Origin of the sequence: Roseinatronobacter ekhonensis, assembly GCF_900499075.1 — a bacterium.
Classification (GTDB): Bacteria; Pseudomonadota; Alphaproteobacteria; order Rhodobacterales; family Rhodobacteraceae; genus Roseinatronobacter; species Roseinatronobacter ekhonensis.
In genome coordinates this window covers 15,823-40,898 of the sequence record NZ_UIHC01000028.1, presented here as the reverse complement: position 1 = coordinate 40,898, position 25,076 = coordinate 15,823, and the positions used below count along the sequence as shown (strand labels likewise).

General features: G+C 61.7%; 22 protein-coding genes and 1 pseudogene. 13 read left to right on the top strand and 10 right to left on the bottom strand.

Annotated features, from left to right (window positions below):
* The 3 genes and pseudogenes from ROE7235_RS12785 to ROE7235_RS12775 form a co-directional block, all read left to right on the top strand.
* Window positions 1-201: pseudogene (locus tag ROE7235_RS12785) on the top strand (IS630 family transposase); the annotation flags it as partial.
* A 66-nt stretch (window positions 202-267) separates the two neighbouring features.
* Window positions 268-819 carry a sigma-70 family RNA polymerase sigma factor gene (locus ROE7235_RS12780; protein ID WP_245963960.1) on the top strand — a complete coding sequence of 184 codons (552 nt, stop codon included), beginning with the start codon at window positions 268-270 and terminating at the stop codon, window positions 817-819.
* Window positions 816-1,448, top strand: a complete 633-nt coding sequence (locus tag ROE7235_RS12775) for an NrsF family protein (protein ID WP_121095920.1) — start codon at window positions 816-818, stop codon at window positions 1,446-1,448. The genes ROE7235_RS12780 and ROE7235_RS12775 overlap by 4 nt, the downstream gene beginning before the upstream one ends.
* A 192-nt stretch (window positions 1,449-1,640) precedes the next feature.
* On the opposite strand, the gene ROE7235_RS12770 is transcribed toward ROE7235_RS12775, so the two are convergent.
* From ROE7235_RS12770 to ROE7235_RS12760, 3 genes are all read right to left on the bottom strand, one after another.
* Window positions 1,641-4,637 (bottom strand): DNA translocase FtsK, encoded by a 2,997-nt coding sequence (locus tag ROE7235_RS12770; protein ID WP_121095919.1) that lies wholly within the window; start codon window positions 4,635-4,637, stop codon window positions 1,641-1,643.
* Window positions 4,638-4,650: 13 nt separating this feature from the next.
* Window positions 4,651-5,829: an aminotransferase class I/II-fold pyridoxal phosphate-dependent enzyme gene (locus tag ROE7235_RS12765; RefSeq protein WP_121095922.1), complete on the bottom strand. Its 1,179-nt coding sequence runs from the start codon at window positions 5,827-5,829 to the stop codon at window positions 4,651-4,653.
* A 181-nt stretch (window positions 5,830-6,010) separates the two neighbouring features.
* Window positions 6,011-7,342, bottom strand: a complete 1,332-nt coding sequence (locus ROE7235_RS12760; RefSeq protein ID WP_121095918.1) for an amidase — start codon at window positions 7,340-7,342, stop codon at window positions 6,011-6,013.
* A gap of 117 nt (window positions 7,343-7,459) precedes the next feature.
* Between ROE7235_RS12760 and ROE7235_RS12755 the strand changes: the two genes are divergently transcribed.
* Window positions 7,460-8,683: an FAD-dependent monooxygenase gene (locus tag ROE7235_RS12755; RefSeq protein ID WP_121095917.1), complete on the top strand. Its 1,224-nt coding sequence runs from the start codon at window positions 7,460-7,462 to the stop codon at window positions 8,681-8,683.
* Window positions 8,684-9,174: 491 nt separating this feature from the next.
* Here the strand turns inward: ROE7235_RS12755 and ROE7235_RS12745 are convergent, their stop codons facing one another.
* Entirely contained in the window at window positions 9,175-9,465 is a 291-nt protein-coding gene (locus tag ROE7235_RS12745; protein WP_121095915.1) for a hypothetical protein, read from the bottom strand.
* Window positions 9,466-9,658: 193 nt separating this feature from the next.
* Here ROE7235_RS12745 and radC point away from each other — a divergent pair, with 193 nt between their 5' ends.
* A complete protein-coding gene (gene radC, locus ROE7235_RS12740) occupies window positions 9,659-10,435 on the top strand; it encodes a RadC family protein (protein WP_121095914.1) in 777 nt (258 codons plus the stop codon).
* Window positions 10,436-10,463: 28 nt separating this feature from the next.
* Here radC and ROE7235_RS12735 read toward each other — a convergent pair whose 3' ends face one another.
* Both ROE7235_RS12735 and secA read right to left on the bottom strand, forming a co-directional pair.
* Window positions 10,464-11,543 carry a hypothetical protein gene (locus tag ROE7235_RS12735; RefSeq protein WP_121095913.1) on the bottom strand — a complete coding sequence of 360 codons (1,080 nt, stop codon included), beginning with the start codon at window positions 11,541-11,543 and terminating at the stop codon, window positions 10,464-10,466.
* A 116-nt stretch (window positions 11,544-11,659) separates the two neighbouring features.
* Window positions 11,660-14,350 carry a preprotein translocase subunit SecA gene (gene secA / locus ROE7235_RS12730; protein WP_121095912.1) on the bottom strand — a complete coding sequence of 897 codons (2,691 nt, stop codon included), beginning with the start codon at window positions 14,348-14,350 and terminating at the stop codon, window positions 11,660-11,662.
* Window positions 14,351-14,563: 213 nt separating this feature from the next.
* Between secA and ROE7235_RS12725 the strand changes: the two genes are divergently transcribed.
* From ROE7235_RS12725 to ROE7235_RS20160, 4 genes are all read left to right on the top strand, one after another.
* Complete coding sequence (locus ROE7235_RS12725) at window positions 14,564-15,418, top strand: peptidylprolyl isomerase (RefSeq protein ID WP_121095911.1); 855 nt, start codon at window positions 14,564-14,566, stop codon at window positions 15,416-15,418.
* A 26-nt stretch (window positions 15,419-15,444) separates the two neighbouring features.
* Window positions 15,445-16,821 (top strand): bifunctional glutamate N-acetyltransferase/amino-acid acetyltransferase ArgJ, encoded by a 1,377-nt coding sequence (argJ, locus tag ROE7235_RS12720; RefSeq protein ID WP_370743722.1) that lies wholly within the window; start codon window positions 15,445-15,447, stop codon window positions 16,819-16,821.
* Window positions 16,818-17,216, top strand: coding sequence for a (deoxy)nucleoside triphosphate pyrophosphohydrolase (locus tag ROE7235_RS12715; protein WP_121095909.1), 399 nt, complete (start codon window positions 16,818-16,820; stop codon window positions 17,214-17,216). The genes argJ and ROE7235_RS12715 overlap by 4 nt, the downstream gene beginning before the upstream one ends.
* 176 nt (window positions 17,217-17,392) lie before the next feature.
* Complete coding sequence (locus ROE7235_RS20160) at window positions 17,393-17,530, top strand: hypothetical protein (protein ID WP_183073504.1); 138 nt, start codon at window positions 17,393-17,395, stop codon at window positions 17,528-17,530.
* Between the two features lie 70 nt (window positions 17,531-17,600).
* On the opposite strand, the gene ROE7235_RS12710 is transcribed toward ROE7235_RS20160, so the two are convergent.
* From ROE7235_RS12710 to ROE7235_RS12695, 4 genes are all read right to left on the bottom strand, one after another.
* Complete coding sequence (locus tag ROE7235_RS12710) at window positions 17,601-17,786, bottom strand: Trm112 family protein (protein WP_121095908.1); 186 nt, start codon at window positions 17,784-17,786, stop codon at window positions 17,601-17,603.
* The gene (locus ROE7235_RS12705) at window positions 17,783-18,421 is read right to left on the bottom strand and encodes an LON peptidase substrate-binding domain-containing protein (RefSeq protein WP_121095907.1); all 639 of its coding nucleotides are present in this window, start codon (window positions 18,419-18,421) and stop codon (window positions 17,783-17,785) included. Before ROE7235_RS12705 ends, ROE7235_RS12710 begins: the two co-directional genes overlap by 4 nt.
* A 27-nt stretch (window positions 18,422-18,448) precedes the next feature.
* On the bottom strand, window positions 18,449-19,354 hold the full coding sequence (gene trxA / locus ROE7235_RS12700; RefSeq protein ID WP_121095906.1) for a thioredoxin: 906 nt from the start codon (window positions 19,352-19,354) through the stop codon (window positions 18,449-18,451).
* Between the two features lie 72 nt (window positions 19,355-19,426).
* A complete protein-coding gene (locus ROE7235_RS12695) occupies window positions 19,427-20,215 on the bottom strand; it encodes an exodeoxyribonuclease III (protein ID WP_121095905.1) in 789 nt (262 codons plus the stop codon).
* Between the two features lie 162 nt (window positions 20,216-20,377).
* On the opposite strand from ROE7235_RS12695, the gene ROE7235_RS12690 reads away from it, so the two are divergent.
* From ROE7235_RS12690 to ROE7235_RS12680, 4 genes are all read left to right on the top strand, one after another.
* Complete coding sequence (locus ROE7235_RS12690) at window positions 20,378-23,197, top strand: molybdopterin-dependent oxidoreductase (protein WP_121095904.1); 2,820 nt, start codon at window positions 20,378-20,380, stop codon at window positions 23,195-23,197.
* Between the two features lie 98 nt (window positions 23,198-23,295).
* On the top strand, window positions 23,296-23,433 hold the full coding sequence (locus ROE7235_RS20155; protein ID WP_183073503.1) for a hypothetical protein: 138 nt from the start codon (window positions 23,296-23,298) through the stop codon (window positions 23,431-23,433).
* Entirely contained in the window at window positions 23,430-24,188 is a 759-nt protein-coding gene (locus ROE7235_RS12685; protein ID WP_121095903.1) for a 4Fe-4S dicluster domain-containing protein, read from the top strand. The genes ROE7235_RS20155 and ROE7235_RS12685 overlap by 4 nt, the downstream gene beginning before the upstream one ends.
* Window positions 24,188-25,057 (top strand): dimethyl sulfoxide reductase anchor subunit family protein, encoded by an 870-nt coding sequence (locus ROE7235_RS12680; protein ID WP_121095902.1) that lies wholly within the window; start codon window positions 24,188-24,190, stop codon window positions 25,055-25,057. Before ROE7235_RS12685 ends, ROE7235_RS12680 begins: the two co-directional genes overlap by 1 nt.
* Window positions 25,058-25,076: the final 19 nt, after the last annotated feature.

The following is a 25,076-nucleotide window of genomic DNA, read 5'->3' as shown; positions in this document are numbered from 1 at the left end:
CTCAATCCAATTGAACGTCTTTGGGCGGTCTTGCACCATTATGTCACCCACAATCGCTACTACCGAAGTCAGAAGCAATTCGCCGACGCCATCCTTGCATTCATGCGTGAGACCATCCCGCAGGAATGGAAGAAATTCCGCGACAAGGTGTCAGATAACTTCCGCGTCATAACACACGAGAACTTTCGGGTTTTGGAGTAGAAGAAGTATATGAAACTTCTCGGCCTTGCTATGTAACAAGTTGCGTATGTGTACCGAACAGAGGGCGTGAATAGGTTGGACGATCTCGACTCTTTGGAGGACCTTATGCGCGCGGCCAATCGTGGGGACACGGGCGCCTATCACAAATTGTTAACCGCAATCACGCCGGTGTTGCGAAAAGTCGTGCGCGCGCGCGGCGCCGCCCTTGGACCGGAGGGGTGCGAAGATGTGCTGCAAGACGTATTGCTTGCGATTCACCGCAAGCGGCACTTGTGGCGTGACGATGCGCCCCTACGTCCTTGGATATACGCAATCGCGCGTCACAAGGTCGTGGATGCGTTTAGATCGCGCGGCAGACGTGTCGAGCTGTCGATTGATGATTTCGCTGAGGGGCTTGCGGCAGAGCCCGGCCCCGACCCGACCCAAGGACGCGATATGGAAAAGATCTTTGGTGAGCTGGAACCACGCGCGGCAGAGATCGTGCGCGCCTTTGGCTTGAAGGGAGAGACGACCGCCGAAACCGCAGCACGGCTGGATATGTCCGAAGGGGCGGTACGTGTCGCCCTGCACCGGGCGCTAAAGACCATTGCCCGGTTGCGCGAAAGGATGATCGAATGAGAACCCAAGACCTGATTTCCGCCCTCGCTGCGGACACTCTGCCGCAGCCGCCCGTGATCCGGCAAATCAGCCGGGCGCTGGTGCCCGCTGTCGCGGTGTCGGTCGTTGCATTCATTCTGTTCTGGGGCGCGCGGCCGGATATCGTGGCCACCCTGGGGTCCATGGCCGTTCTGAAAACGCTTGGGCCGCTGGCGCTGGTGGCACTGTCTGTCGCGTATGCCCTTGCGCTATCGCATCCCGGCGTCGCGGATGAACGCCGCAAAATCGCGCTTGGTGGCGCGCTTTTGCTATGCGCGCTGTTATTTGTGGTGGTTTTTGCTCAACAGGGATTGGCGGGGCTGGCTGGCGCATTGTCAACGCCCAGCCTGCTGGTATGCCTGCTCTCCGTCCCGGTCCTTGCCGCGCCCTTGCTGGCCGCCATGCTTTGGGGCCTGTCATCCGGGGCGTCGATGCGCCCGCGCGTGACAGGGGCCGCCGCTGGGCTGGCCGCTGGTGGGGCCGCTGCGGCGCTCTATTCGTTCTATTGCGACAAGGACATGGTGCTTTTCGTCCTGCCTGCCTATTCCGTCGCGATCGGAAGTGTCGTGCTGGCGGGCGCATTGCTTGGCCCGCGTGCTCTGAAATGGTAGCCGTCGAATAGCTTATGCACCGGTCCCATGATGCCCAGTGTCACAGCCTATCGCAGTGACCTCAAACGGGATCCGTTTCCAATTTCGTGAGAGGCTGGTGCGACGTTTGCCGGCGGTTGTGCGCACCGGCCAGCGAACGCAAACGGTGTTGCAAGGGACCAAGCGCCATTGCCACGGCATTGCGCGGCCGGTTTACCCCTGCTCCGGCACCAGAATCTCGCGCTTGCCGACATGGTTTGCGGGGGTGACGAGCCCTTGGTCTTCCATCTGCTCCACCAGTCGCGCGGCCTTGTTATAGCCTATGCCCAATTTGCGCTGGATGTAGCTGGTCGAACATTTGCGGTCTTGGATAACCACCTGCACGGCCTGATCGTAAAGCGCATCCTCGCCATTGGTGTTGCCGCCAAGGCCAAGAACGGCGTCGATATCAGCTTCCTTGTCGGATTCCGGACCGTCGACCACGCCGGATTTGTAATCGGGCGGGCCGAAGGATTTCAGATGGTTGACGACCTCTTCCACCTCTTCATCGCTGACGAACGGCCCGTGAATGCGGCTGACACGCCCGCCACCGGCCATATACAGCATGTCGCCCATGCCGAGTAGCTGCTCGGCCCCTTGCTCACCAAGGATCGTGCGGCTGTCGATTTTGCTGGTCACCTGGAATGAAATCCGCGTCGGGAAGTTCGCCTTGATCGTGCCGGTGATCACATCGACAGAGGGCCGCTGCGTTGCCATGATAAGGTGAATGCCCGACGCCCGCGCCATTTGCGCAAGGCGCTGGATGCAGGCCTCAATCTCCTTGCCCGCGACCATCATCAAGTCGGCCATTTCATCGACCACAACCACGATGAAGGGCAGCACTTCGGGTTCGAATTCCTCGGTCTCGAACACGGGATCGCCGGTTTCATCGTCGAATCCGGTCTGGATGGTGCGTTTGAACATCTCTCCCGCGGCCAAAGCCTCGCGCACGCGGCCATTGTAGCCATCAATATTGCGCACGCCCATTTTCGACATCTTGCGGTAGCGTTCTTCCATCTCGCCCACGACCCATTTCAGGGCCACGACCGCCTTTTTCGGATCGGTCACAACGGGCGATAACAGATGCGGAATGCCGTCATAGACTGACAGCTCCAGCATCTTCGGGTCGATCATGATCATCCGGCAATCTTCGGGCGGCAGCCGATACAGCAAGGACAGGATCATGGTGTTGATCGCCACCGATTTGCCGGACCCTGTGGTCCCTGCAATCAGCAAGTGGGGCATCTTGGCAAGATTGGCGACGATCGGCTCGCCGTCAATGCCTTTGCCCAGCGCCAACGGCAGGCGCATATTGCTGTCACCAAAGTCGCGCGCGGCAAGAATTTCACGCAGCACGACCTTTTCGCGGTGCGCATTGGGCAATTCGATCCCGATAATCGACCGCCCCGGAACGGTCGAAACCCGCGCGGACAGCGCCGACATGGACCGTGCAATGTCATCGGCCAGACCGATCACGCGGCTGGCTTTCAGACCGGGCGCAGGTTCCAGTTCGTATTGCGTGACGACGGGACCGGGCCGCACGCTGACAATCTCGCCGCGCACGCCGTAATCGTCCAGCACCGCTTCCAGCATGCGGGCGTTTTCCTCCAGCGCGTCATCGCTCAGGCTGAAACGCTCCACCTCTGACGGGTTTTGCAGCAAACCGAGCGGCGGCAACTCGAAACTGGGCGCGTCGGGCTCAAACCGGAAGGCGGGTTCCGCTTCGGCCTGCGCCTGGCGGGACGGTTGCACCTTTCGCGCAGTCGGAGCCACCACGCGGCGCTGCAAGACATGGGCACCGGCCCGTGGCGCGGGTGCCGCAGCAGGTGCCGGCTCTGCGGCCTTCGGCGCATCGGCAACGGGGGCAGAAGCGCGCATCCAGTCTGGCATTGGAACGGCGGGCATTTCAGGAGAGATGCTCGCCGAAAGCTGGGCGGAGAATTGCGGATCGGACTGCGTTTGCGCAACCTGCGGTTCCGGGTCCGGCGCGGTGACGCGCGGCTCTGCGGGACGCTGGTCGCGATCAAACTGGAAGACCGGCTTTGCAGGTTTTCGGTGCCGGATCGCATCGGCAATGCGCGAGCGGATCTGGTCGCCCGCTGGCGCGTTGGCCATCGCCGCACCATGGGTCAGCGGCGGCTCTATCAGTTCAGGCTCTGGCATCGGCTGCGGGGCCTCTGGCCGCGCGCTCAGTGATTTGAGCCGCGCCAGAAGGCTGGGACGTTCCTCGTAGCTGTCGTCATAGGCCGCTTGCGCCGGTGCGGCAACAGGCATGGGGGCCGACATCGGCGGCTCCACGGGTCTGCGTTGCGCAGACAGGGGCGGCTCTGCCATTGGCGCGTTGGCGCGAATGACCGGCGGCGCGCGGCGCGGCGCGGGTTGGGCTGTGTAGGGCGGGTGGGTTTCCCACAGTTCCGGCTCCGGCTCAGGCGTCTGGCGCTGCATTGCCCGCGTCTGCGCCTGCTGACGGGCCTGCAACATTGCCCCGCCAGCGCGCTGCGCCCCTTTTATGCCTTGGCCCACACCGCCGCGCAGCAGAGCAACCAGGCCGGCATACAGCAACACCACACCTGAAATCAGGAAAGTGCCGAACTTCAGAACCTCGCGCAGGGATACGCCCAGCACATAGCCCCAGACCGCCAAGGCCCCCACCAGCATCAGCACCGACATAACACGGACACCCGCGCCTGCGCTCATTGGCAGGGCATTGACAACGGCACCCAGAACCGTGTCGCCGAACACGCCGCCAAGACCCGTCACCGGTTGCCAGTCCGCGCCGGGCACGAGGGTGGCGCACCAGACCGCCGCCAGCGCCAATGCAATGGGCAGAAAAACGCCGCGCGCCATCAGCCCGTCATGCCCGCGCGCCAGAACCAGCCGCAAGCCCCATCCCAGACAGAACACCACCAGACCCCAACTGGCCAACCCCAGAATAACCATCAGCGGCGCGGCCAAGGTCGCCCCCGCGCGACCCAGCGAATTGCGCACGGGTTCGTCAGAGGCCGCCATCCAACCCGGATCTTCCGGCGTGTAAGACCCCAGCATCACCGCAATCAGAAAGGCCAGCACCAGAAAGCACAGGCCCACCAGTTCGCGCCCGCGTTTCTGCACCAAGGCCGACAGGTTACTGTCCAGCAACGGGTCACGCTGATTGATGTTGTAGGATGCCATCGGAAAAGACCTCTCAGCGATACAGACAATCGCGCAGGCGGACCAGCGCGGCTTGGATTTCATCAATGGGCGTGACCATGGCCACACGGATAAAGCTGTGACCGGGGTTCACCCCGTCCTGTTCGCGCGCCAGATACGCGCCGGGCAGCACGCGAATGCCGGTTTCACGCCACAGCCTCAATGCCGCCGCTTCGCCGTCGGGCACCGGCAGCCAAAGGAAAAACCCGCCTTCGGGGCCCTTGTATCCCGGCGTCTGCGCAAAGACCCGGTCAGCCAGCGCATATTTCTGCTGATAGAGCGCGCGCGAGCGGTCGACGTGACGCTCATCCGCCCACGCGCTTGCGGCAACATGCTGCAACGGTTCGGGCAATGGTGCGCCGGCGTAGGCGCACAACTGGCGAATGCGGCGAATGCTGTCGGGGCCACCGGCCACAAAGCCAGAGCGCAATCCGGGCAGGTTCGACCGCTTCGACAGCGAATGAAAACTCAACACGCGCTCCGGGTCGGCACCCGCATCGCGCGCCGCTTCTAACGCGCCGGGGGGCGGCGCACTGCGGTAAATCTCGGAATAGCATTCATCCGCAAAGATGCGGAAGTCATGCTTTTCCGCCAGCGCAAGCAGGTCACGCCAATAAGCACGATCCGCAACCGCGCCTTGCGGGTTAGAGGGCGAGCAGACATAGGCAATTGCCACGCGGTCCAGCAATTCGGGCGGCAAGGCGGTGTAATCGAGCAGATAGCCCGTCTCTGCCGTGGCGGGCACGAAAACCGGTTCTGCCGCGACCGCCAGCGCCGCGACGGCATAGACCTGATAAAACGGGTTCGGTGTCAGGATGACAGGGCGTTTGCCGTCCTTTTCCTCGGGGCAGAGCGCAAGGGCTGCGTTGAACAACCCTTCGCGCGTGCCATTCAACGCCATGATCTGCGATTGCGGCACCGTGACGCCATAGCGCCGCGACAGCCAACCGCTGATCGCGTCCAGCAATTCGGGAATCCCCTCATTGACCGGATATTTCGCGAATAGCTGGGTATGGGACTGCAACACCTCTGCCAGAAATGGCGGCATCTCGTGGCGCGGCTCGCCAATCGTCATCGCGACCACCTCGCCCCCCGGCGCATGGTGATCTAGCAACGCCCGCAGGCGCGGAAACGCGTATTCAGGCAGGTTCGAAAACCGCTCTGGAACTTGCATGGACTGCCTCTGGTTTTCGGGATCTTTTGCCCCGATATTGGTTGCAGCATAGCGCGCCGCTGCGCTTGCGTCCAGCTTCTTGGGTGAAGAGTGCGCCATAACCCCGCGAAATTGTGGCATTTTCGCAGACTGCGCAGGGCACACCAGATTTAGCGTTGAACAGCGCGCGCGAGCCCAAATTCTAGCTGCGCACCACCTGTTCCGCTGCTGCGCCAAGCCGCAACAGCCGGTTATCCTCCATCGGTGGGCACATGAAGCTGACCCCGGCGGAAGGCGTGTTGGTCGGCAGGGTCAGCGCACACAGGCCCAGCATGTTCGCGATGCGGGTGTTGCGCAGGGTCAGCAGGTTTTCAGTGGCATAGTAGCCCTCGTCGGCCATAAGACGTTCAGCATTGGGCGGCATGTTGGGGGCGGTCGGCAGGATGACAGCATCATACCCCGCCACCTGCGCAAGATAGCCTTTGCGCAAGGCATTCAGCCTGTTCCATGCGGCAATATAATCGGCGGCGGCATGATCCGCGCCGGAACGGAACCGCGCCAGAATGGGTGGAAACATCACATCGGGGCGTGTTTCGATCAGGTCGCGCCATTCGGCCCAAGCCTCTGGCGTGTAGATGATGGCCGATAGGGCCAGAACCTCGTCCACGACTGGTAAACTGACGCGGGACAAGCGCGCACCCGCACACTCCAGTCGGGCAACGGCATCATCAAACGCGTGCATCGGCTCGGCGCGGATATCCTCGAATGCGGCACCATCGAGCACAAGAATCCGCCGCCCCGCAAGGCTAGCGCCGCGCAAATCGGGCGCAGGCCGCCCTTCAAGCATTGCCAGAAACGCTGCGCAATCCTCTATGCTGCGGGCCAGTGGGCCGACCGTGTCGAACCGGCGCGCCAACGGAACCACCCCGTCCAGCGGCAGACGCCCATGCGTGGTTTTCAACCCGACCAGATCGTTCCACGCCGCCGGAATGCGCACGGACCCGCCGGTATCCGACCCGACGCCAAGCGCCGCCAGACCAAAGGCCACCGACGCCGCCGCCCCGGATGAACTGCCGCCCGGCACAGCGGCGCGATCATTCACGCAAGGCGGCGTGCCGGTCACGGGGTTCAGGCCCAAACCGGAATAGGCGAATTCGGTCATGTGGGTTTTGCCCAGACAGATCGCGCCCGCTTGTGCGGCGGATGCCAGAACATGCGCATCGCGGGCCGGGACGCGGCCCGCCAACAAGGCCGACCCGGCCTCTGTTGCTGTGCCTGCACTGTCGAACAGATCTTTCCATGACAGTGGAACGCCGTCGAGCGGGCTGCGGCGCAATCCTGCCCGCGCCCTGCTGCGCGCGGCCACCGCCTCGTCCAGCGCGCGGGAATCTGTGGTCGTGGAATAGATCCGATCACGCAACGGGTGGTCATGGATCGCGGTCAGACAGGCCTCTGTCAGGGCAAGCGGGCAAAGCGCCCCCTGCCCGATCGCGCGCCCCTGCGACATGGCGCTTCTGGTCAACCAGTCTTGCATCTAACCCCCGGTCTTGCGGTTTGCCCGTGTTGTGGCAGAGTATTTGGAGCAAGATGAAATTGGAACGATCAATATGCCACATGGACAGTCGGCATACGCTGCCGCATATGCCCCGATATGAAATATGATGCTGATATTCTGATCGTGGGCGGCGGGCTGAACGGCCCGGCCTTGGCCTTGGCGCTGGCAGGGACGGGCCAGAGCGTAGTCGTGGTCGATGCACTGCCGAAAGATACGCGCGCCGAAGCCGGGTTTGACGGCCGGTCCTATGCGCTCGCACTGGCCTCTATTCGGGTGCTGGACGGAATCGGGCTTTGGCCGCGTGTCGCTGAGCACGCGCAACCGATGCTGAAGATCGTTGCCAGCGACGGGCGCGCAGGCGAAGGCGCCGCGCCGTTTTTCCTGCAATTCGACCACGCAGAGATCGAAGAAGGCCCAATGGGCCATATGCTGGAAGACCGCCACTTGCGGCCCGCGCTGATAGACGCGATGGACGCCGCCGGAATCACCCAGCTTTCGGGCGAAACGGTCGTTGCGCAATCGGCGGATGCGCATGGCGCGACAGTTCAGCTTGCCTCTGGCCGAAGGTTGCGTGCCCGACTTGTTGTCGGCTGCGACGGGCGCGACAGTGGCACTGCCACGCGCGCAGGTATTCGCCGCACAGGGTGGGATTATGGCCAGACCGGATTGGTCTGCGCGGTCGAACACGCGTTACCGCATGAGGGTGTCGCGCATCAGTTCTTCATGCCTCCGGGGCCTCTGGCAATCCTGCCGCTGCCGGGAAACAGGTCCTCGATTGTCTGGAGCGAGACGACCGCGCGCGCTGCGGAAATTCACGCGATGGACGACGCAGCCTATCTGGACGTGCTGCGCCCCCGCTTCGGCAGTTTTCTGGGAGAGATCGCGCTTGCGGGCAAACGCTATGCCTATCCGTTGCGTCTGAGTGTCGCCAATCGGTTCATCGGGCCACGGCTGGCGCTTGTCGGCGATGCCGCGCATGGGTTGCACCCAATTGCCGGGCAGGGATTCAACCTGGGGCTGCGCGATATTGCGGCGCTGGCCGAGGTTGTGACCGAAGCCGCAAGGCGCGGCGAAGATATCGCAAGCCCGCTTGTGCTGGAGCGGTATCAACAATGGCGCCGGTTCGACACCATGCTCATGGCTGTGGGAACCGATGGCGTGAACCGCCTGTTCTCCAACGACAACCCGGTGCTGAGAGGCATTCGCGATCTGGGGCTTGGGGTGGTCGGTGCGTTGCCCGGACTGCGGCGCGCCTGTATCAGAGAAGCCGCTGGCCTGACCGGCGACATGCCGCGCTTGATGCGCGGCCTGCCGATCTGAGGCGGCATTGGCGCCGGTTTACCCGTTGCACATTTGCGCAACCCGCATGGCGGCAGCATCGCGTTTGCGGTATAGTTCCTCAACATTTGCGGATGGCGCGGCACTTGCGGATTGTGTGCAACGCACCTGCCCCGACCGTCCCGGCGCGCAATGATATGTCGCCATTCCGCGCGATGCGAACTGCCCCGTGAAGACACCTTTTCCTGTGCTTTGGGCATGTGCGATTGCTGAATCGGCTTCTCGCAACGCCGCCCGCTCATCGGCGCACTCTGTTGAAAAAACTGCGCAGCCCGGCAAGAGGCCGCAAAACGCCAAGATACATACGTTGCGCATGCGCGCCTCCGATGTGTGAGTGAAATGGCTATGACATCAAATTGTACAAAACCCTGCCGCAGCTAACTGCGACAGGGATTTTTGTGGCCCGCCAGATCACGCCAACACTGCAAAGTTACCCGCAATGCAGGTCGGTGTGACGATGGCGGGGCATGGCCTTAGTGATGGCACTTCGCAGGCTTCATGACGTAGTGGCCAGCGCGCACGAGCGTGCGGCTTTGCTCATACACGGCCGGGTAGTGCACACGCACGACCTGCATGTGCTTGCCCTTGCCGCGATGCTCCAGCTTGGTTTTGGCATGCTTCACCAAGTGCTTGGTGTATTTGTATTCGGGGGCCACATAGACCTTGTCGAAACATTCAACAACGTGACCTTCCCATGCCGCCGCCGGTGCCGAGAAGAAGGGGGCCATTGCAAGTGCAAGGGCCGGGAGCGCGATTTTTTTCATTGATAGTCCTCCAAGTATGAAAAATTTTTTATAGTTGACTGCTCAAATCCTCTTAAGTGCGCGGATACCCGCTTATCACGGGAAAATCTCACACTTGTGAGAAACGTAGCACCTGATTCTGGTTGTGGCAACAATTCTGAGCACGCTTATGCAGCTTAACCTCTTGTTAGTGCTTAATGTGCAGGCTTGCGGCATGGGACAGTCGGATTCAGGTTTTCAAGATGGCGCGTTGCCCTTGTTCGCAGACGCGGCCAGGGCAGTGCCCGATCGCGATGTAGAAACAGGCCGCGACAAACAGCCGTCTTACCTGCGCGACCACCGCAAGCGGCTACGCGCGCGCTTCCTGACAGGGGGTGCGGATGCCGTTCCGGACTATGAACTGTTGGAGCTGCTCTTGTTTCGGGCGATCCCCCGGCAGGATGTGAAACCATTGGCGCGCCGGCTGATTGATGATTTTGGCGATCTGGCCCGCGTGGTGTCGGCGCCGGAAACCCCATTGCGCAAGGTCGCAGGTGTCGGCGATGCTGTTGTGCTCGAATTGAAGCTGGCCGCAGCCTGCGCGCAACGTATGGCGCGCGCCCGCGTGATGGGGCGGCCGGTCATTTCAAGCTGGGACGCGCTGCTTGACTATTGCCATACGGCAATGTCCCACCGGGAAACCGAAGAGTTCCGGGTGCTGTTTCTGGATCGCAAAAACAGTCTGATTGCGGATGAGGTGCAAGGCAGCGGAACCGTGGACCATGTGCCGGTCTACCCGCGCGAAATCATGCGCCGCGCGCTAGAGCTGAACGCTACGGCCCTGATTCTTGTTCATAACCATCCGTCAGGCGACCCGACACCCTCGCAGGCCGATATCGCGATGACCGAACAGATACAGCGTGCTGGGGAGTGTTTATCTGTTACTCTGCACGATCATCTTGTTATTGGAAAATCTTGCGAAATCAGTTTCCGCGCCACCGGGCTTTTGTGACCGGCAAGGCGCTGTCTGGATCGCGCTCTCAAGACTGGTCTGCGGTAAATTCCAGCCCGGCGGCCTCTGGGGTGGCGGCGTCAAACGGCAGATCTACCTGCACGAACCCGTCACCGGTGCCACAAGCGGGCATTGCCACACGCAGTTCGCGCGGTTGACCGGCCTGCGCACCAGCCGTGGACATGACGTAGGCCGACAGGTCATTCCCACAGGTCTGTGCCGACGTGCCAAGTTCCAGTTGCAAACGCGTGTCCGTGGCTTGTGCCAAAGGCACGGAATAAACCTGTGCCAACATCGGTTCCAGCGCCTCCGAGTCACCCAAGGAAACAAGAAACGCTTCTTCCAACGCCGGGTCAAACGGGTTCATAGAGTGGATATGCCCCTCCTCGCCATACGTCGCGCCACGGTGATAGGCGTGCAGCGCCAGTGTGTCCTCGCCGCTCCATTGCACGATCATGCGTGCATATTGGTCGAAATCGGGCACTTCGGTAGATGCCTGCAAAAGCGTGTCATCAGACAGAAAGGCATCGACCGCCACTGTGGCAGACAAAGCAGGCAGGTAGGCAGAAAATTTGCCCTCCTGATCAAGCTTGGTGGTAAAGGCAAGGTCGCCATGGCTGACCACAACCCGTTCGCCGGTGTTGCACGGCGCCGAGATGCGGAGTTCGAACAATCCGTCAATCGCGGGGCTTGCTGTCATCTCGGATGCGCAAAGCGGTGTTTCAGGCTCTGCCAAAGCAAGAACGGGGCTGATGTCGCTCTGCACATCGGGCGCGGCAGCTTTGTCCTGTGACGAATCGAGCGCCGTGAACTCCAGTGTCCCGCGCTCGGAACCACGAGGAGCCGCCGCTTGATCGGGGGCCGAATCGGTTTCAAGGAATGCCAGCGATGGGCTCTTTGAGCCATCCGGCAGCGTTGTCTGCGGGGGTGGCGAGAAAGACGAACCGCCGACAAGGCCGGCCCCACGTACCTGGGTGGCATCGCCCGACACCACACCAGAAGGCGCAATCGCGCTCTGATCCCCGAAAAACTGGCCCGCCGCAAAAACAGAGGCCGCAATCGCCGCTGTCGAAACGGCTACACCGCGTATAATCAATTGCCGGTTCATCACTCTCACCCACATGTTCACCTGTGGATAAGCTGGCACCGAAATCGGGCGGGAAAGCGGCCAAAGATTGGCCGTTTGACGGTATTGATGCCGAAACGCGTGCAATCAGCCCCAAATTAAAGAATTTGGCCGTGGCAATGTTTGAATTTCTTGCCAGAGCCGCAGGGGCACAGGTCGTTCCGCCCGGGATTGCCCCATGTGGACGGGTCATTCTCGTCAAACCCGTCGACCAGCGGTGTCGGAGCAGCCCCGCCATTCTCATCCGCTACTTGCTGGGCCTGTTGTTGCAGCGCCATCTTCTGCAACATTTCCTTTTGCTCTTGTTCGGTCAACGGGCGCATGCGCGCCAGGTATTGCGTGACATCCTCACGCAGCGAATTCAGCATCGCTTCGAACAATACGAAGCCTTCGGCCTTGTATTCGTTCAGCGGGTCTTTCTGAGCATAGCCACGGAAGCGCACGGCAGATCGCAGATGGTCCAACGTCAGCAAATGTTCGCGCCATTTGCGGTCGATCGTTTCGACCAGAACCTGTTTTTCCAGATTTCGCAGCGTATCGGACCCGAATTGCTCTTCTTTTTGGGCCATCAGCGCATCCGACGCTTCGGCCACACGTTCGCGGACAACGTCTTGGTCAACGCCATCTTCTTCGCCCCATTCGGGCGCGGGCAGGTCCAGCCCCATCTTGTCGCGCAGGGCGGTTTGCAGCCCGTCCATATCCCATTGCTCTGAATAGGATTTGGGCGGCATATGCGCGTCGATCAGATCGTCGATGACCTGATGGCGCATGTCCCCGGTGATTTCCGACAGGTCATCGGCGCGCATGATCTCCAGACGTTGGTCAAAAATGACCCGGCGCTGCTCGTTCATGACGTTGTCGTATTTCAACAGTTCCTTGCGCATGTCGAAATTGCGACCCTCGACCTTGGCCTGCGCTTTCTCGAGCGATTTGTTCACCCACGGGTGCACGATCGCCTCGCCCTCTTTCATGCCAAGGGTGGACAGCACTTTTTCAAGACGCTCGGACCCGAAAATCCGCATCAGATCGTCTTCGAGTGATAGGAAAAACACCGAGCGCCCCGGATCGCCCTGACGGCCAGACCGCCCGCGCAACTGATTGTCGATGCGGCGGCTTTCGTGGCGCTCCGTCGCCAGCACGAACAACCCGCCCGCGTCGCGGACCTTGTTTTTCTCGTCAGCGACTTCGGCCTCTATTCGGGCGCGCGTTTCTGCCGGGTCCGCATCGGGGTTCTCATCCAAATCCTGCATGACCCGCATATCGACATTGCCGCCAAGCTGGATGTCGGTGCCGCGCCCGGCCATGTTGGTGGCAATAGTCACAGCACCCAAGCGGCCCGCATCGCCGACAATCTGGGCTTCTTTTTCATGCTGGCGGGCGTTGAGCACATTATGCGGTATGCCCGCTTCTTTCAGCATGGCCGCCAGTTCTTCGGACTTTTCGATCGACGTTGTGCCGACCAGAATCGGCTGGCCCTTGGCGTGAGCCGAGCGGATTTCCTCTAGCACGCCTTGCAGCTTCTCTTTGGCGGTGCGGTAAACCTGATCGTCTTCATCCAAGCGGGCAATTGGCAGGTTGGTCGGAATTTCCACCACACCAAGGTTATAGATTTCCTTGAATTCCGACGCCTCGGTCGTGGCCGTGCCGGTCATGCCCGCCAGCTTTTCATACATGCGGAAATAGTTCTGGAAGGTGACAGACGCATAGGTCACGTTTTCGGGCTGGATGGCCACGCCTTCCTTGGCCTCGATTGCCTGATGCAACCCTTCCGACAGGCGGCGTCCGGTCATCATCCGACCGGTGAATTCGTCGATCAGCACAACCTGCCCGTCGCGCACGATATAGTTTTGGTCCTTGTGGAACAGTTTGTGCGCGCGCAGGCCCTGATTTACATGGTGCACAAGCGAGGTCGCCTCAGGGTCATAGAGCGACATGCCGTCTTCCAGCATACCGGTCTCACGCAGCTTTTCCTCGATGAACTCGTTACCTTCCTCGGTCAGCGTGGTGTTGCGAAGCTTTTCATCCAGCGTGAAATGCTCTTCGGTCAGCGACGGGATCAGCGTATCAACCTTGGTATACAACTCCGACCGGTCATCAGCCGGGCCAGAGATGATCAGCGGCGTGCGGGCCTCGTCGATCAGGATAGAGTCGACCTCGTCCACGATCGCATAGAAATGCGGGCGCTGGTTCATGTCCTCGACCCGTGTGCGCATATTGTCGCGCAGGTAATCGAAGCCCAACTCGTTATTGGTGGCATAGGTCACATCAGCGGCGTAGGCGTCGGGCTTCTCAGCGTCGGGTTGCTGCGAATAGACAACGCCCGTGCGCATGCCGAGCTTTTCGAAAACCTTGCCCATCCATGTCGAGTCGCGCTGCGCCAGATAATCGTTCACGGTCACAATATGCACGCCCTTGCCCGCCAGTGCGTTCAGATAGGCGGGCAGCGTGGCGACAAGGGTCTTGCCCTCGCCCGTTTTCATTTCCGCGATATTGCCTTGGTGCAGAAAGATGCCGCCGATCAACTGCACGTCAAAAGCGCGCAGGCCAAGCGCGCGGCGCGCGCCTTCACGGCAGTTGGCGAAGGCTTCGGGCAACACATCGTCCAATGACGCGCCTTCGGCCACGCGGGCCTTCAACTCTTCGGTCTTGGCGATAAGGCCCTCGTCTGACAGTGCCTCGAACTCCGGCTCCAGCGCGTTGATTTTGGCGACCAGTGGGCGCACCGCCTTGACCGTTCGGTCATTGGCCGTGCCAAAGATCTTTTTCGATACTGCCCCAAGACCCAGCATGCTCTCTCCACCTGTTGGCGCGCGCACGCGCCGCTGACCAAATCGTCATTGCTGCCTGCCACGCGCCGGGGTTGTCGGCACGCGCAGGCTTCCATAGAAGGGCAGGTGAACCGCACGGCCCCGAACGTCGCAGAACCTATGCGGCGGTGTTAATGGGCGGCCCTGAGACTGTCAACAAAGCGCGCCCGCCGCGCAGGAAATGGAGAGCCCAATATGGTCAGAATTTCGCGAGCTTTGCCTGCCTTTGCCCTTGCTGTCGGGCTGGCAACGGGTGCCAGCGCCCAAGAACCCGGCCCGGAAACGGTTGTCGCCACGGTAAATGGTGTCGAGATTACGGTAGGTCATGTTCTGCAAGCCCGCACCAGCCTGCCCGAGCAATTCCAGCAGATGCCCATGGACTCTCTGCTGGAGCCCTTGGTGAACCAACTGATCGACCAGACCGCATTGATGCAATCGGTCGAAGGGACGCTGTCTGTCGCCGACGAGGTTGCGCTGGAAAACGGGCGGCGCGATTTCATGGCCAATACGGCGCTGACCCGCGCGGCAGAAGCCGCGATCAGCGACGAAGCCATCGAAGAGGCCTATACCGCCTTTGTCACCGAGTTCGACGGGCGCGAGCCGACGCCAGAGTTCAACGCCTCGCATATCATTGTCGAAACCGAGGAAGAGGCGCAGGCGCTGAAAACCCAACTGGATGAAGGCGCGGATTTCGCGGAACTGGCGCGTGAGAATTCGACCGATGGCGCGGCAGCAAATGGCGGCTCGCTTGGTTGGTTCGGACTTGGCGCTATGGTGCAAGAATTCGAAGAGGCCGTCACCAGCATGGAAGTCGGCGAAATCGCTGGCCCGCTGCAAACTCAATTCGGCTGGCATCTTGTCATCCTGAACGACACCCGCATGTCGACGGCCCCCGCGATGGAAGAGGTGCGCGAGCAGCTTGTTCAAACGATCCAGCGCGAAGCCGTCGAGGCCGAGATCGCGCGCGTTACCGAAACCGCCGACATTTCGCGCAATCTTGACGCCTTGGCACCGGTTGCATCCGGCGACGCCGAGGTTCTGGACGAGTAATCACGCAAGGTGTAGGGACTTACCCCATGCCGCCGGCCCCGTCGCGGGCCGGCTTTTTCATGGGGTGTCCGATGGGCAAGAAAACCAAGAAGCTGAAAGCCAAGATCAAAGCTCTCAAGGCACAGCTAAAACACGCCGACATGCTACAGGCAGGTCTTGCCAAGCCGGACGCGACGATCTCTCCGCTGGCACCCGACGCATTCCCAAAACTGCCGGTCATCCGCGGTGTGCGCTTTGCCACCGCCATGGCAGGTGTCCGTTATGCGGGCCGGGCCGATGTGATGCTGGCCCATCTGGCACCCGGAACCGTGATGGCGGGCACCTTCACGCGGTCAGCAACGCGCGCGGCCTCTGTGCTGGATGCGCAGGCCAAGATCGGCGCTGACAGCGACACTGGCGCGGCCATTCTGGTCAATTCCGGCAATGCCAATGCCTTTACCGGTGCTGCCGGCGGCCAATCGGTGCAGGCGATAGCCGGTGCCGTTGCAGAGTTGCTTGAACTGCCCTCGTCGCGGGTGTTCACCTCGTCCACCGGCGTCATTGGCGAGGCTTTGCCGGACCAGCGCATTACAGATGTGCTAGAGGGGCTGTCCGGCGCGTTGGCAGAAGATGCCTTGCCCGATGCCGCCCGCGCCATCATGACCACCGACACTTACCCGAAGGGTGCGGCCGCAAGTGTCACCATCGGCGGTGAAACCGTGCAGATCGCGGGCATTGCCAAGGGATCGGGCATGATCGCACCCGATATGGCGACAATGCTGGTCTACATTTTTACCGATGCAAAAATCACGCGCAGCGCGCTGCAATCCATCGTGTCGCGCGGGACGGATGCCAGCTTCAACTGCATTACCGTCGATAGCGACACCTCGACATCCGACATGCTGCTGGTCGCAGCCACGGGCGCCAGCGATGCGCCGCTGATCGACGATGTTGCAAGCCCAGAGGCAAAAAGCTTTGCCGACGCGCTGAACAGCGTGATGCTGGACTTGGCGCACCAGGTTGTCCGTGATGGCGAAGGTGCCACCAAGTTCGTCGAGGTTGCCGTGTCCGGCGCGCGCTCTGACGCCGATGCCCGCCGCGTCGCGATGGCAATCGCCAATTCGCCGCTGGTGAAAACGGCTGTCGCGGGCGAAGATCCGAACTGGGGCCGGGTTGTCATGGCTATTGGCAAGTCCGGCGCAGAGGCTGATCGCGACCGTCTGTCCATCCGTTTCGGACCGCATCTGGTGGCTTATCAGGGGCAGGCCGCCCCCAGCTACACCGAGGAAATCGGGGCAACCTACATGCAAGGGCAGGAACTTGTGATCGGTGTGGACCTGCGCTTGGGCGTGGGCGCGGCCAAGGTCTGGACCTGCGATCTGACCAACCGGTACATCGAAATCAACGCGGATTACCGGTCGTGAAGGTCGTTCTTGTCTCTGCCGTTGCGCTGATTGACCCGGACGGGCGCGTGCTGCTTGCCCAGCGCCCGACCGGCAAATCCATGGCAGGGTTGTGGGAGTTTCCCGGCGGCAAGGTCGAACCGGGCGAAACACCCGAAGCCGCGCTTATCCGCGAATTGCACGAAGAACTGGGGATAGAGACATGGGATTCCTGTCTGGCCCCGCTGACCTTTGCCAGCCACAGCTATGACAGCTTTCACCTGCTGATGCCGCTATTTGCCTGCCGCAAATGGGGCGGCCAACCACAATCACGCGAAGGGCAGGCGTTGAAATGGGTGCGGCCAGAAAATCTGCGCGACTACCCAATGCCCGCCGCTGACCTGCCGCTGATTCCCATACTGCGCGACTGGCTTTGAACAGATCGTTCCAATGCGCGCAACAATCGGGGGTGAAACCCTCGAATAGCCGCCAAACGGCGACAGCGTTAACTTTTTAGCCGCAAAAAATGGCGTGAATTGGGCAGATTGTGGTTAGCACCGATTGGCGTTGTTGCCGGATTTGCTAGGTTGCTGGCAACACGAAGGACATCATCATGCTCGCGACCATACGCATCGGACATCACATTCTGGCACAAGGGCCGGTGGTGAAGCGTTTGGCAAATGGCATGATCGTTATTCGGGTCGGTCAGAAGGTCCTGACCGGGCGCCCGATCTCCAAGCGCGTCGCCTGAACAACGGCGCGTGGTTTCTACTCGGACAGCCCTGACCGAAAGGTCGGGGCTTTTCCATATTCACCACAGCTCAGTCAATTTCGCGCGCTTCATCCACAAGCATGATCGGTATGCCATTGCGAATCGGGAACGCCAGATGCGCGGGGCGCGACACAAGCTCTTGCGCCGCAGCGTCATAGCGTAACTGCGCTTTCGTGATGGGGCACACCAACGCTTCCAGCATATGGCGGTCAAAGCCGCGTTCGGGCGCGCTCATTGCAGCGTCTCGTCATCCCCGCCATGCAGGGCAAACTGCATCAGCGTGACCAAGGTTTCGCGCCGTGTCGGCAAGGAAGGCGCTTCCAGCAAAGCCTGCTTTTCATCGGGGTCGAACGGGCAGAGCATGGACAAAGAGTTTATCAGCATCTCGTCATCCGCCTCTTTCAGGCTGCTCCAATCCGTGGACAATGCGTGATGCGCGAAAAACTTTTCCAGTAGCGAAAAGAACGCCTCGCGCTCGAAGCCGCCATCATGCTCGGCCTCTCCACAATCGCGATTGAAATCGGCCCATTCCACTTCAGCCCGCCGGTAGGGTGTGAAGCCGGCAACCTCTTGACGGACACGGAAACGCGACACGCCGGTCAGCGTGATCATGTAGCGCCCGTCTTCGGTTTCGGAAAACGCGGTCAACCGCCCGGCACAACCGATGGAATGCCACCGATCCGCGCCGTCTGGCGCGCTGCGGGGTTGGACCATCCCGATCAAGCGGTGCGGCGTTTTCATACAATCTTCCAGCATGGCGATGTATCGCGGCTCAAAGATGTGCAACGGCAGTCGGGCGCGCGGCAAAAGCAGCGCACCCGGCAAGGGAAAGACCGGGATAAGGTCGGGGAAATCTTTGATACGCGTCATGCGTTGCAACCTAACCCGAACCCGCCCTCAGGCAAATATCATTGACGATAGTCGGCGGCGTCCTTTGGCAGCCAGCGGATCATTCGGTTTGAGCGCGTCGAAAATGGTGAACAACTGCGCCTTGGCCGCCCCGTCATTCCACTCGCGGTCGCGCCGGAACAGGTCCAACAAAGTTTCGATCGCGTCTTCAACCTGCCCGTTGGCATATTGCGCCTGTGCCAGATCGAACCGGGCTTGGTGGTCATCTGGGTTCGCTTCGACCGCCGCGCGCAGATCATCCAGCGGTCCCGCGCTTGCGGCCTGCTGTGCCAATGCCAGCTTGGCACGGGCGGCGTCCACTTCCGGGCCGGACGCAATCGCGGCCGGGGCATTGGCGATCAGCGCTTCTGCCTGATCCAGATTGCCCGCCGCGATATGTGCGCGCGCCAGCCCGCCGAATGCGCGGGCATTCTCGGGCTCTTCGGACAGCACGGCGGCAAACACCTGCGCGGCATCGGTCGCGGCGCCGTCTTCCAGCATCTGCTCGGCCTCGTCCAGCGCCGCGCCCAGCCCGTCATCACCGCCCATAGCGGCCAGTTTGCTGACAAATTCCTTCAACTGCGACGGTTGCTGCGCGCCTTGAAACCCGTCCACCGGTTGGCCCTGAAAGAAGGCATAGACGGTGGGGATGGATTGGACCCGCAACTGCCCGGCCACGGCTTGGTTTTCATCGACATTGACCTTGACCATGCGAACCTTGCCGCCCGCCGCCTTGACCTCTGCCTCCAGCGCCGGTCCAAGCGTTTTGCACGGCCCGCACCATGGCGCCCAGAAATCGACGATCACCGGCACCTCTTGGCTGGCCTCGATCACATCGGCCATAAAGGTCTGGTCGGTCGTGTCCTTGATGACGTCTTCGCCCGCGCCCGCAGCGCCTGTCCCAAATTCCAGCATCTTGGTCCTCTTGGTCCGAAAAATTACGCTCTTGCCATATATGGGCGCGCGCGGCCCGAAACGAAAGGGTGGCTACAGGTCGAAACTGGCAAAAACCGGCGCGTGGTCGGACGGTTGTTCCCACCCGCGCGCGGCGCGCAACACGCGAGAGCCATGCGCGGCGCCTGCAATATCGCCGCTGGCCCAGATATGGTCCAACCGGCGGCCCTTGTCGGCGGCATCCCAATCGCGGGCACGGTAGGACCACCACGAATAAAGCTGCCCCTCTGGAGTATCGGCGCGGGTCACATCGACCCAGCCGCCCGCATGCTGTGCATTGCCCAAGTGTTCCACCTCTATGGGCGTGTGCGAGACAACTTTCAAAAGCTGCTTGTGCGACCAAACATCATCCTCGCGCGGGGCAATGTTCAGATCGCCTACAAGGATAGATTTCTCAGGCTGGTTGGCGCCGAAATGGTCGCGCATTTCCGTCAGCGTATCCAGCTTGTGGCCGAATTTTTCGTTTACCTCGCGGTCCGCAACATCGCCCCCCGCCGGAATGTAGCAATTGTGGATGGTCACACCATTTTCCAGCGTGGCGGCGACATGGCGGGCATCCCCTTTGCCGCACCAGTCGATATGGCCTGCATCCTGCAACGGCATGCGCGACAGGATCGCCACGCCATTATAGCCCTTCTGCCCGCGCGCGGCCCAGTACCCGTAGCCCATCTCGGCAAACAACTCGAACGGGATCTTCTCGACCGGGGATTTGCACTCTTGCAGGCACAGCACATCGGGCGCTTCTTCGGCCAGCAGCTTTTGCACCAGCCCCGCGCGTAGACGTACAGAGTTGATATTCCATGTGGCAAGCGTGAACGGCATCCGGTCTCTCCTTGGTCTGACCCTTACATGCACGCGCAGGCCCAAGGCGACAAGGGCGCGAATTGATACATCTGGACAACCCTGTCCCGTTTCTGTTCTGTTGGCACAAACACCGTCCCGCGCTTCGGCACCCGCGCGGAACGCGATAAGGGAGGATAGGGTATGCCAAGCCAGCCAGCCCCGGACCTGTCACCGCAGGTTTCGGACGAGGTCCGCAAAACCACCTGTTACATGTGCGCCTGTCGCTGCGGGATAAACGTGCACATGAAAGGCGGGAAGGTGGCCTATATCGAAGGCAACCGCGACCACCCCGTCAACAAGGGCGTGCTCTGCGCCAAGGGCAGCGCCGGGATCATGCAGCACAATTCACCCGCCCGGTTGCGCGCGCCTCTCAAGCGCGTCGGGCCGCGCGGGTCTGGAAAGTTCCGCGAAATTTCGTGGGAAGAGGCGCTGCAAACCGCCGTTGACTGGCTGAAACCGCTGCGCGAAACGGCACCGGAAAAACTGGCATTCTTCACCGGGCGCGACCAGTCGCAATCGTTCACCGGATGGTGGGCGCAGGCGTTTGGCACCCCCAACTGGGCCGCGCATGGCGGGTTTTGCAGCGTGAACATGGCGGCGGCGGGCATCTACACCATGGGCGGCGCGTTCTGGGAGTTTGGCCAGCCCGACTGGGACCGCACCAAGCTGTTCCTGCTGTTCGGCGTGGCCGAAGACCATGACAGCAACCCGATCAAGATGGGCCTTGGCAAGCTGAAATCGCGCGGCGCGCGTGTGATTGGCGTGAACCCTATTCGGTCTGGCTACAACGCCATTGCCGATGATTGGGTCGCCATCACCCCCGGCACAGACGGGCTGTTCATCCTGTCGCTGGTGCATGAACTGCTGCGGGCGGGCAAGATCGACCTTGGCTACCTGATCCGCTACACCAACGCGCCCTACCTTGTGAACGCGCATAAGGGGCCGGAAAAGGGGCTGTTCCTGCGCGACACGGACGGCAAACCCATGGTCCGCGACCGCCGCACGGGCCACGCCGTAGCGTGGGATGCGCCCGACATTTCCCCCGACCTTGGCGCGGGTGTCGAGATCGGGGGTGTCACGCATCTGCCCGCTTTCCGTCACCTGGCCGACCGCTACCTGTCGGACGATTACGCGCCAGAAGCGGTGGCCGAGCGGTGCGGCATCGCGCCCACGCGCATCCGCGCCATTGCAGCGGAAATCGCCCGCGTGGCGTTCGAGGAAGAGATCACGATCAACCAACCCTGGACAGATTTTCGCGGGGTGAAACACGACACAATGGTGGGCCGCCCCGTGGCGATGCACGCCATGCGCGGGATTTCGGCGCATTCCAACGGCTTCCAGACCGCCCGCGCGCTGCATATGCTGCAAATCCTGATCGGGTCGGTGGAAACACCGGGCGGGTTCCGGTTCAAACCGCCCTACCCCAAACCGCCCGAAGCGCACCCCCGCCCGCATGCCGGCCATGCGCCGGGCCAGCCGCTCGATGGCCCGCACTTGGGCTATCCGCTGGGGCCGGAACACCTGCTGCTGGATGACACGGGCCAGCCCAAACGCATCGACAAGGCGTTCTCATGGGACGCGCCGCTGTCTGCGCACGGCATGATGCACATGGTCATCAGCAATGCGCATGCGGGCGATCCGTATAAGATCGACACGCTGTTCCTGTATATGGCGAACATGGCGTGGAATTCCTCCATGAATACCAGCGCGGTCATGGACATGCTGACCGATCAGAACGACGACGGCAGCTATAAAGTCCCGAATATCATCTATTCCGATGCCTACAGCTCGGAAATGGTGGCCTATGCGGACCTGATCCTGCCAGACACAACCTATCTGGAACGGCACGATTGTATCTCGCTCCTCGACCGGCCCATCTGCGAGGCAGAGGCGCTGGCAGACTCCATCCGCTGGCCCGTGGTGCAGCCCGACCGCGATGTGCGGGCTTTCCAGTCCGTGCTTCTGGACCTTGGCGCGCGCCTCGGTCTGCCGGGTATGGTCAAAGACGACGGCACACCGAAATTCGAAGATTACGCAGATTACATCACCAACCATGAACGCCGCCCCGGCGTCGGGCCGCTGGCGGGCTTTCGCGGCAATGGCGACGGCAAGGGCCGCGGCGCCCCCAACCCCGACCAGATCGCGCGCTACATCGAAAACGGCGGCTTCTGGATCGACCATATCCCGGCAGAAGCGCAGTTCTTCAAACCATGGAACGCCGCCTATCAGGATTGGGCGGTGGAACGCGGCATCTATGACAGCCCGCAGCCTTATGTGTTCAATCTGTACTCCGAACCGCTGCGCAAGTTCCAACTGGCCGCCGAGGGGCATGGCCACCGCCAGCCCCCCGACCATTTACGCGCGCGGCTATGCCAAACGATGGACCCGTTGCCAATCTGGTATCCGACCTTCACCGATGACGTAACAGACCCGGCAGACTACCCCCTGCACGCCCTGACCCAACGCCCGATGGCGCACTACCACTCATGGGGCAGCCAAAACGCATGGCTGCGCCAGATCCACGGGCAGACCCCGCTATATGTGTCGGGCGAAATCTGGACAGCGCATCAGTTCAAACAAGGCGACTGGGCCATCCTCACCTCGCCCCACGGCCGCATCACCCTGCCCGTGGTGCGGATGGACGCGCTCAACCCCCATACCGTCTGGACATGGAACGCCATCGCCAAACGGCGCGGCGCTTGGGCGCTGGACGACGACGCGCCGGAAGCGACCAAATCGCAGCTTCTGAACCATCTGATCCATGAACTCATGCCCCCCAAGGGCGACGGGCTGCGCTGGGCCAATTCCGACCCGGTCACAGGGCAGGCGGCGTGGTATGACCTGCGCGTGCGGGTCGAAAAGGCGCCTGCAGGCCAGAGCGTCGCCCACCCGCATACCGGCACCCAGGACAGCCCCGTACCACCCGCCCCGCAAACCGTGACGCAGCAGGTCAAAGGCTGACCCATGCAATTTCATCTTGCCCCAAATACTCATGGCACCACGCGCGTCACACGCCGCGCGGCATCCGGTGCGCGGGCCATTTGCAAAAGGCGCTTGTGATGGGCCGAACCCTGCTTCTCATCTTCGCCTTCATCGCGCTAATGCTCGGGTCGTTCATCTGGTTCGTGGCGACATGGGACTCCCAGCAACGCGCACCGCTCTCCATGCAGCCCATGACAACGGAACAGCCCGCATGACCCAGTTGCCGCAAACCACCCAGAAGAAACTGGGCCTTGTCATCGACCTTGATACCTGCGTCGGCTGTCATGCCTGTGTGATTTCGTGCAAGGGCTGGAACACCCAAGCCTACGGCGCGCCTTTGTCGGATATGGACGCGTATGGCGATCAGCCCGAAGGCACCTTCCTGAACCGTGTCCACAGTTTTGAAGTGGCGCGCGACCAAGCCCCGCCCATGGTGGTGCATTTCCCGAAATCCTGCCTGCATTGCGATGACGCGCCCTGCGTCACCGTCTGCCCCACCGGGGCCAGCTACAAGCGGTCAGAGGACGGGATTGTTCTGGTCAACGAGGACGCCTGCATCGGCTGTGGGCTATGTGCTTGGGCCTGCCCGTACGGCGCCCGAGAGATGGATGGCGCTTCAAGGGTGATGAAGAAATGCACCCTCTGCGTGGACCGGATTTACAACGAAAACCTGCCTGAAGAAGACCGCGAACCCGCCTGCGTGCGCACCTGCCCGTCGAATGCGCGGCATTTCGGCGACCTGTCGGACCCAGACAGCGACGTGTCGAAACTTGTTGCCGCACGCGAAGGGTTCGACCTGATGCCGGAACAAGACACCGCCCCGGTCAACAAATACCTGCCGCCGCGTGCGCGCGACAATCTGGATATCCCCGATCTGGCCAGCCTGTGCGACCCGGTGCCGGGGGCAGCGGACGCACCTGCGGCCAAGGGGTTCCTTGGCTGGCTGGACCGCGCGTTGGAGAAGATCTGATGCATCCAGCCCCATCCCTGATCCTGTTCACCACGCTGTCGGGCATCGGCTTTGGGCTGTTGGCGTGGCTGGGCTTTGGCCTTCGCACGCCCACCGGGTTCGCCGCAATCGTGTTTTTCGGCTTGGGTTACGGTCTGGCGGGCATCGGGCTGATCGCTGCCGCCTTTCACTTGGGCCACCCCGAACGCGCGCTGCTGGCGTTTACCCAGTGGCGCTCTAGCTGGCTCTCGCGAGAGGCAGTTCTGTCCGCCGCCACACTGGCTATAATGGCACCCCATGCCGCTGCGTCTGCGTTCTGGGACACACCCCTGCCAGTTCTAGGCTGGATCGGTGGAGCGCTGTCACTTGTCACGATCTTCGCCACCGCCATGATCTATGCTCAGATCCGCGCCGTGCCGCGCTGGCACCATTGGTCCACCCCGCCCGTCTTTGTGCTGGCCGGGCTCGCAGGTGGCGCGCTTCTGGCTGCCAAGCTGACAATTGCCTTGTGGCTGATGCTGGCGTTGTCGATGGCCATGGTCGCGCATTGGGTCGCGGGCGATCGGCGGCTTGCCGCCTCCGGTAGCGATGCAGGCACGGCGACGGGCCTTGGCGGCTTGGGCCGTGTCCGCCTGCTGGAACCGCCACATTCGGGGCGCAACTACCTGCTGCGAGAGATGGTGCATATCGTGGGCCGCAAACACGCGCATAAACTGCGCCTGATCGCGCTGGGCTTGGGCGCGCTGGCACCTGCTCTGTTGCTCATGCTGCCTGCGAGCTATGCGGCAGCCTTTCTGGCACTGGCGCTGCACTTGGCCGGAATGCTGGCGCAACGCTGGCTGTTCTTTGCCGAAGCGGAACATGTCGTTGGCTTCTATTACGGGCGGTGACAGGGCAGCCCGGCCATGA